General features: G+C 55.6%; 9 protein-coding genes. 5 read left to right on the top strand and 4 right to left on the bottom strand.

Annotated elements, in window-relative coordinates:
- From ACIQ20_RS06430 to ACIQ20_RS06420, 3 genes are all read right to left on the bottom strand, one after another.
- Positions 1-326: pyrroline-5-carboxylate reductase family protein (locus ACIQ20_RS06430; RefSeq protein ID WP_395778526.1), on the bottom strand; the 326-nt coding region annotated here is incomplete at its 3' end.
- A gap of 5 nt (positions 327-331) precedes the next feature.
- Entirely contained in the window at positions 332-841 is a 510-nt protein-coding gene (locus ACIQ20_RS06425) for a YbjN domain-containing protein (RefSeq protein ID WP_290806421.1), read from the bottom strand.
- Between the two features lie 106 nt (positions 842-947).
- The gene (locus tag ACIQ20_RS06420) at positions 948-1,250 is read right to left on the bottom strand and encodes an accessory factor UbiK family protein (RefSeq protein WP_395778523.1); all 303 of its coding nucleotides are present in this window, start codon (positions 1,248-1,250) and stop codon (positions 948-950) included.
- Positions 1,251-1,471: 221 nt separating this feature from the next.
- Between ACIQ20_RS06420 and lgt the strand changes: the two genes are divergently transcribed.
- From lgt to ACIQ20_RS06400, 4 genes are all read left to right on the top strand, one after another.
- Entirely contained in the window at positions 1,472-2,332 is an 861-nt protein-coding gene (lgt, locus tag ACIQ20_RS06415) for a prolipoprotein diacylglyceryl transferase (RefSeq protein ID WP_395778521.1), read from the top strand.
- A gap of 11 nt (positions 2,333-2,343) precedes the next feature.
- A complete protein-coding gene (locus ACIQ20_RS06410; protein ID WP_395778532.1) occupies positions 2,344-3,435 on the top strand; it encodes a class I SAM-dependent methyltransferase in 1,092 nt (363 codons plus the stop codon).
- Positions 3,436-3,441: 6 nt separating this feature from the next.
- Positions 3,442-4,269: a peptidoglycan editing factor PgeF gene (gene pgeF / locus ACIQ20_RS06405; protein ID WP_395778519.1), complete on the top strand. Its 828-nt coding sequence runs from the start codon at positions 3,442-3,444 to the stop codon at positions 4,267-4,269.
- A gap of 103 nt (positions 4,270-4,372) precedes the next feature.
- A complete protein-coding gene (locus ACIQ20_RS06400) occupies positions 4,373-5,305 on the top strand; it encodes a ribose-phosphate pyrophosphokinase (RefSeq protein ID WP_395778517.1) in 933 nt (310 codons plus the stop codon).
- A gap of 49 nt (positions 5,306-5,354) precedes the next feature.
- On the opposite strand, the gene ACIQ20_RS06395 is transcribed toward ACIQ20_RS06400, so the two are convergent.
- A complete protein-coding gene (locus tag ACIQ20_RS06395) occupies positions 5,355-5,702 on the bottom strand; it encodes a winged helix-turn-helix transcriptional regulator (RefSeq protein WP_395778515.1) in 348 nt (115 codons plus the stop codon).
- Positions 5,703-5,804: 102 nt separating this feature from the next.
- Between ACIQ20_RS06395 and ACIQ20_RS06390 the strand changes: the two genes are divergently transcribed.
- Positions 5,805-6,158, top strand: a complete 354-nt coding sequence (locus tag ACIQ20_RS06390; protein WP_395778513.1) for a DUF4345 family protein — start codon at positions 5,805-5,807, stop codon at positions 6,156-6,158.
- Positions 6,159-6,187: the final 29 nt, after the last annotated feature.

Genomic DNA, 6,187 nt, shown 5'->3' with positions numbered 1-6,187 from the left:
GAAAGAACCTCCGTAATCTTGGCCGTGCCAAGTCCTGCCATGATCGACAGCACCAATGTATGGTCAGCAACCAGATTCTTGATCGTCTGTTCGCCAACACTTGGAAACAATTGGGGTTTAATACTTAAGACAACACAATCAAAAGGGGCGCATGCGGCAGGGTCTGGGTTTAGGAGCCAGTTTTGCGCCGCGATAATTTCTGACACTTCAGACGATGGGTAAGGCTCAAACACCACCAAATCGAACGCATCGGCCATCGGGGCCCATCCGCGCAACATGGCTCCGCCCATCCGGCCACCGCCGACGAGCGCAATGCTCTTTTTCATAAAACTCAAGCCTCTCCGGCGGTCTCAAACAAAGCTGCTTGGGCGGCCTCTTCAGGTGTTTTGCCCGCCCACAGCAAGAAATTAAATGCAGGATAAAACCGCTCACAGGCTTCCACACCGGCTGCCAGAATGGCCGCCACTTCGGCAGGCTCTGGGGTATCGCGACCGATCAAGGGCACCACGGCCCGCCACGACAGCGCATTATCGTCGGAGGAAAGCTCAAAATGGCCCAACCAAAGTGCTTCATTCAACAAGGCAAGCAAAGATGCAATGTCGCCCCGGCGCATGCGAGGGGCCTTGAGGTCAAAGATCAGGCTCAAAGCTAGGGAAGGTGCGTCTTCGCGGGCAATAAAAATCCCATGTAGATCACAATAGGTCATGGAAGCGGCGAAGTGGATTTCTTCGTCTAAACGCTCATAAGCTTTGGAGTCAGCGGCCAGAACGGCTTCAACCGTATCTAGGGTGTCCGCATCTTCGAAAAAATCTTCGTCTCGAAGCGTAAATTGACGGTCCATGGTAACCTCCACGGTGGTTCGCTTACAAACGGCACACGAATCGCGCACCGCTAGTGGGCATGGTTGGCGGGGAATGGCGCGCGCTGCAAGCGGTGCGCCAGTGCTTTTAGCTGCTTTTGGCCGATTTTTTTGGTGCGGCTGCTTTTGATGTCGCTTTTGCGGGCTTTTCCATCGAAGCCTCGAGCGCATCGAGACGCGCTTTCAGACTATCGGCCTCTGCGCGGGCGGCAGCAGCCAGATCTTTTACGGCGTCAAATTCATCGCGACGCACCAGATCCATGTCCACAACCATGCGCTCCATTTGCGAGCGCCAGAAGGCACGGGCCTCTTCACCCACGCCTTGGGCTACGCCCGCAGCACTGGTCGCTATTTTTGAAAATTCGTCGAGGAAAGGATTACGTGTTTGCATGAGGACCTTCTAGCGGGTCTATTCCCGTTGCGCTATGATAATCTTGCATCACCTGCGCGAGACCTGTTGCTCTATCACAAGGTGCTTAAGATCGCCTTTGCCGTCACGGTGAAGTTTGTCTTAGCGTTTTCCAAGGCCTTTTAGCGTCGTGCTGTTTTTGTGCGCGGCTGCAGTTGCGAGAGGCTTTGCATATGCCCCCACTCCTTTGCTAAAGACCTTGTATGATCGACATGGCCATTCCGTTTCCCGAACTTTCCCCTTTTGTATTCCAAATTCCGATGTTTGACCTGTTCGGGTTTGCACTGGGGCCATTTGGCTTGCGTTGGTATGCGCTAGCCTATGTCGCTGGCTTGATCCTTGGTTGGCGGCTGATGGTGGGGATGGTGAAGAAGCCCGGCCTTTGGGGTCCAACTTCGCCACTTGATGAAGAAGATATCGACGACTTCCTGTTTTATGCGACCTTAGGCGTGCTGCTTGGCGGCCGCATTGGCTATGTCTTGTTTTATCGCCCAGAAATGCTGGCTGACCCGATGTCGGTCTTGCGGGTATGGGAAGGCGGCATGAGCTTCCATGGTGGCTTCCTCGGCGTCTGTTTGGCTGTGATCGGGACAGCACTGGGCCGAAAGAAGTCTCTTCTTTCCATAGGCGATGCGGTAGCCGTTGTGTCCCCCATTGGCCTGTTCTTTGGACGGATGGCGAATTTTATCAATCAGGAGCTTTATGGCCGCGCAGCCGATGTGCCATGGGCCTTCATCTTCCGCACCGATCCAGAGGGGCTGCCACGTCACCCCAGCCAGCTTTATCAAGCGGCGCTGGAAGGCCTATTGCTCTTTATTGTGCTACAAGTGGCGGTCAGAGGATTTGGCATTTTGAAGCGCCCCGGCCAAGCTGCAGGCCTATTTGTGGCTGGCTATGGCATAGCGCGCTTGATTGGTGAGCAGTTCCGCGAACCCGATGCAGGATTGATAATGGGCCTCACACGCGGTGAACTCTATTCCCTGCCCATGGTTATTGCTGGCATCGCTCTTTTTGTTCTGGGAAGCCTGCGCGCCGGCAAAGCCAAGCCAGAACAAGCAGGCTAATCGCTGTGACAATGCCAGAGCGCGCGCCGCCAACTGGGCTTGAAGCCCGCTTGGCTCGCATGATTACAGAGTGTGGCCCGATCAGCATTGACGCTTTCATGGGCCAAGCACTTTACGATCCACAAGCTGGCTATTACGCTACGCAGCAGCCCTTGGGCTCACGCGGGGATTTCACCACCAGCCCTGAGATCAGTCAGATTTTTGGCGAGCTGATCGGGCTGTGGGTCGCACAAAGCTGGCTCGACATTGGGAGCCCCTCCCCCTTCCATCTGATTGAACTAGGTCCGGGCCGGGGCACTTTGATGGCAGACATGTTGCGTGTCTGCCAAAGGGTCCCGGGCTTCATGGCGGCCTTACACCTACATCTGATCGAGACGAACCCGCCACTCAAAGAAGCTCAGCGCGCCGCGCTGGGGGTGATCCCTGCCCACTGGCACAACACACTGAATGACGTGCCCGATGGCGATACTTTTATCATCGCCAATGAGTTTTTCGACTGCTTGCCTGTCCGCCAATATGTGCGGGGCGAGCAGGGCTGGCATGAGAAGCTGGTTGGCCTCGACGCAGAGGAAAGACTTACCTTTGGCCTCGGCCCAGTTCTGTCAGAACCACCCGCTTGTGCGCAGCCTGATGACGGCGTCGGTGCCGTGCGTGAAGTAGCACCGGGGCTTCCAAGCCTCGTTGAAACCATCGCCAAGCGACTGCGCACCGCCTCTGGTCGTGCGCTGATCATTGATTACGGCGACGTGAGTGGCCAAGCTGGCGATAGCTTCCAAGCGCTCTATCGTCATCAAAAAATCTACGCCTTAGACCATGTTGGCGAAGCCGATCTAACAGCCCATGTCGATTTTGCTGCCTTGATTTCAGTGGCCAACGCATGCGGCCTTGGCACCTCTGGCCCAGTATCGCAGCGCCAATTCCTGCAAAGCCTTGGCATAGAGGCGCGCCGTGATGCCCTCATTCATGCAAACCCGCACTGCGAATCTGACCTGACTGAGAGTGTGGAAAGACTGATCGGAGAAGCGCATATGGGCCGACTGTTCCATGTTGTGGCCCTTGAGTCTCCCCTCAACGCCGCCGCTGGTCCACCCATTGGACTTTAACCGACCATGTCAGACGTCGCCACAAAGCTTACCCCTGCATCGCCAGCCGAAGACGTGATCTTTGAACTCGCCCCTGTGCGATCAGCCATGCTGTCGCAATTGGCTGGGTTTGAACATGGTTTTTATGGTCGCGTTGGTGGGGTATCTTCCGGCATCTATGAAAGCTTGAACTCTGGCCCCGGCTCAAACGATGATCCGGCCAATGTGGCAGAAAACCGTCGCCGCATCGCCAGCCACATTGGCGTCTCGCCAGATCGCCTTCTGTCAGCCCATCAAGTCCATGGTGCGGACGCCTTGATGGTGGATGGGCCCTTCCACGGTGAACGCCCGCAAGTCGACGCACTGGTGACGCGCTGTCCATCGATTGCACCATCGGTGCTAACAGCTGATTGCGCGCCAATACTATTTGCAGACCCTGCCGCACGCATTGTCGCCGCAGCCCATGCAGGCTGGAAAGGCGCGATTGGCGGCATCTTGGAAGCGACCATTGCCAAGATGGTGAAACTGGGCGGCTCCCCTGCCCGCATAGTCGCAGCTGTTGGGCCATGCATCGCACAAGCCAGCTATGAAGTTGGCCCTGAGTTTGTCGCAAATTTCACCCAAGCTGATCCAGCGAACGAGCGCTTCTTCATTCCCGGCAACGACGACCGCTCGCTTTTCGACCTCAAACGCTATTGCGCCGCACGCTTGCGGGCCGCAGGCTTGGGTGCGGTTGATGTGCTGCCACAAGACACATGCACCGAAGAATCCCACTTCTTTTCGAACCGCCGACGCAATCTGGCAGGCGAAGCCGACTACGGACGAAATTTGTCTGCCATTCGTATCGTCCGATAGCACCACAAAGGCTTGCGCGCGGGGCACTCACTGCTTAATCGACCGCTCAAGCAATCGCGTTGCGCTGTGACTCGGATTGGCGTTTGGACGGGGATCGATCATCATGAAATTGCTTGCAGGCAACGCCAATCAACCCTTGGCATCCTCCATCGCTGATTATCTCGATGTTCCACTTACGCGGGCCCAAGTGCGCCGTTTCGCTGACAATGAGATTTTCGCGACCATTGATGAGAATGTGCGTGGTGAGGACGTCTTCATCATCCAGTCGACCAGCGCGCCAGCCAACGACCATTTAATGGAATTGTTGATCTGTATGGACGCGCTGCGCCGCGCTTCGGCTCGCCGCATCACCGCCGTCCTGCCTTATTTCGGCTATGCCCGGCAGGACCGGAAAACCGGTGGCCGTACGCCTATCTCCGCGAAGCTGGTTGCAAATCTAGTGACTACGGCGGGTGCAGACCGCGTGCTGACCATGGAATTGCATGCAGGGCAAATCCAAGGCTTCTTTGATATTCCGACCGACAATCTCTTCATCACCAATACGATGGAGCAAGATATTCGTCGCAACTATAAGACTGATGATCTGATGATCGTCTCCCCAGACGTCGGCGGCGTGGTACGGGCGCGCGCCTTGGCGAATCGCCTAGGTGCTGACCTGGCCATCGTCGACAAGCGTCGCGAGCGGGCCGGCGAAAGTGAAGTGATGAACATCATTGGCGACGTGTCAGGCCGCGCCTGCATCTTGTTTGATGACATTGTCGATTCAGCCGGCACCTTGTGCAATGCGGCTGAAGCCATGATGAACAAAGGGGCGGCTTCGGTTTCCGCTTATGTGGCACACGGCGTCATGTCAGGTGGCGCATTTGACCGCGTCGATGCGTCGGCGTTGAAAGAATTGGTCGTGTCGAACTCCATCGATCATGGTGACAAATTCTCGAAATCGAGCAAAGTACGCTGCGTCTCCGTGGCGCCCTTGATCGGGGAAGCCATTCGCCGCATCGCGAATGAAGAAAGCGTCTCGAAGCTGTTTGATTAAAGTTGGCGCTAGTTTCCGCGCTACACGCGTCGAGTCTTAGCAGCCGACATTAGCTGCGGGTTGTTGCGTTTAACTCTGGAACATTGCTTTCCACCCAAGAGACAAGCGACCGAACTTCTTGCCTCAGAGACTTGCCAAGCGGCGTCAATTCATAGCTGACATGAGGCGGCACAGTGCCGTGATCGTTACGCCAGACTACCCCTGTTGTCTCAAGATCTCGGAGCGTTTGGGTGAGCATTTTTTGCGAAATGCCCTCGACCTTGCGCATCAAAAAGCCATTACGCGCGGGGCCATCGTCTAACGCATTGATGACCAGAAGCGACCACTTGCTGGCAACAAGCGCCAGATAGCGTCGTGACGCACATTTTCGAGCAAGCACATTTGGCGGCTGTCCCATTTTCTTTCCTGCGCAAATTTCATAGGCACCAAAAAGTGTGTACTATCATTTTGGTCGCGGGGAAACTAGCTTCAGGAGCGTAGTTTCAACTGGGGACAAAAGATGGACTTAATCAATAACATTGGCGCAATCATCACAATGTTGATGGGCTGCTTGGGATTATTCTTTCCGAAGAAAGCATCTGCGTTGACAGGACTTTCGCCAGTTACGCCAGCTGGACGGGCGGAGTTTCGAGGAACTCTCGGCGTCACGTTTGTATTTCTGGGTTTGGTGCCTTTAGTCACGCAGAACGACATCACGTTCCTGACCGTAGGTCTTTGCTGGCTTGGCGCAGCAATCGGCCGGGTCATTTCGATCTTTTTGGACCACGGCAATCAAGCAAAGAATTGGATTGCAGTTGGGTTTGAATGCGCAATTGCAGCGCTGCTTTTGGTGGGGCTTTCGGTCGGCGTTTAGGCCGATAGCCACCTTACCGGCAGGCCCAA

It is taken from the genome of Aquidulcibacter sp., from assembly GCF_044346625.1.
Taxonomy (GTDB): Bacteria; Pseudomonadota; Alphaproteobacteria; order Caulobacterales; family Aquidulcibacteraceae; genus Aquidulcibacter.
The sequence above is the reverse complement of the archived record's forward strand: the minus strand, read 5'-3'. Positions and strand labels throughout refer to the sequence as shown.

Bases quoted from the DNA above. Each gene is read 5' to 3' on its own strand.
- ACIQ20_RS06420 (WP_395778523.1), bottom strand. From the start codon at position 1,250: ATGCAAACACGTAATCCTTTCCTCGACGAATTTTCAAAAATAGCGACC.
- ACIQ20_RS06395 (WP_395778515.1), bottom strand. From the start codon at position 5,702: ATGGGACAGCCGCCAAATGTGCTTGCTCGAAAATGTGCGTCACGACGC.
- ACIQ20_RS06410 (WP_395778532.1), top strand. From the start codon at position 2,344: ATGCCAGAGCGCGCGCCGCCAACTGGGCTTGAAGCCCGCTTGGCTCGC.
- pgeF (WP_395778519.1), top strand. From the start codon at position 3,442: ATGTCAGACGTCGCCACAAAGCTTACCCCTGCATCGCCAGCCGAAGAC.
- ACIQ20_RS06425 (WP_290806421.1), bottom strand. From the start codon at position 841: ATGGACCGTCAATTTACGCTTCGAGACGAAGATTTTTTCGAAGATGCG.
- ACIQ20_RS06400 (WP_395778517.1), top strand. From the start codon at position 4,373: ATGAAATTGCTTGCAGGCAACGCCAATCAACCCTTGGCATCCTCCATC.
- lgt (WP_395778521.1), top strand. From the start codon at position 1,472: ATGATCGACATGGCCATTCCGTTTCCCGAACTTTCCCCTTTTGTATTC.
- ACIQ20_RS06390 (WP_395778513.1), top strand. From the start codon at position 5,805: ATGGACTTAATCAATAACATTGGCGCAATCATCACAATGTTGATGGGC.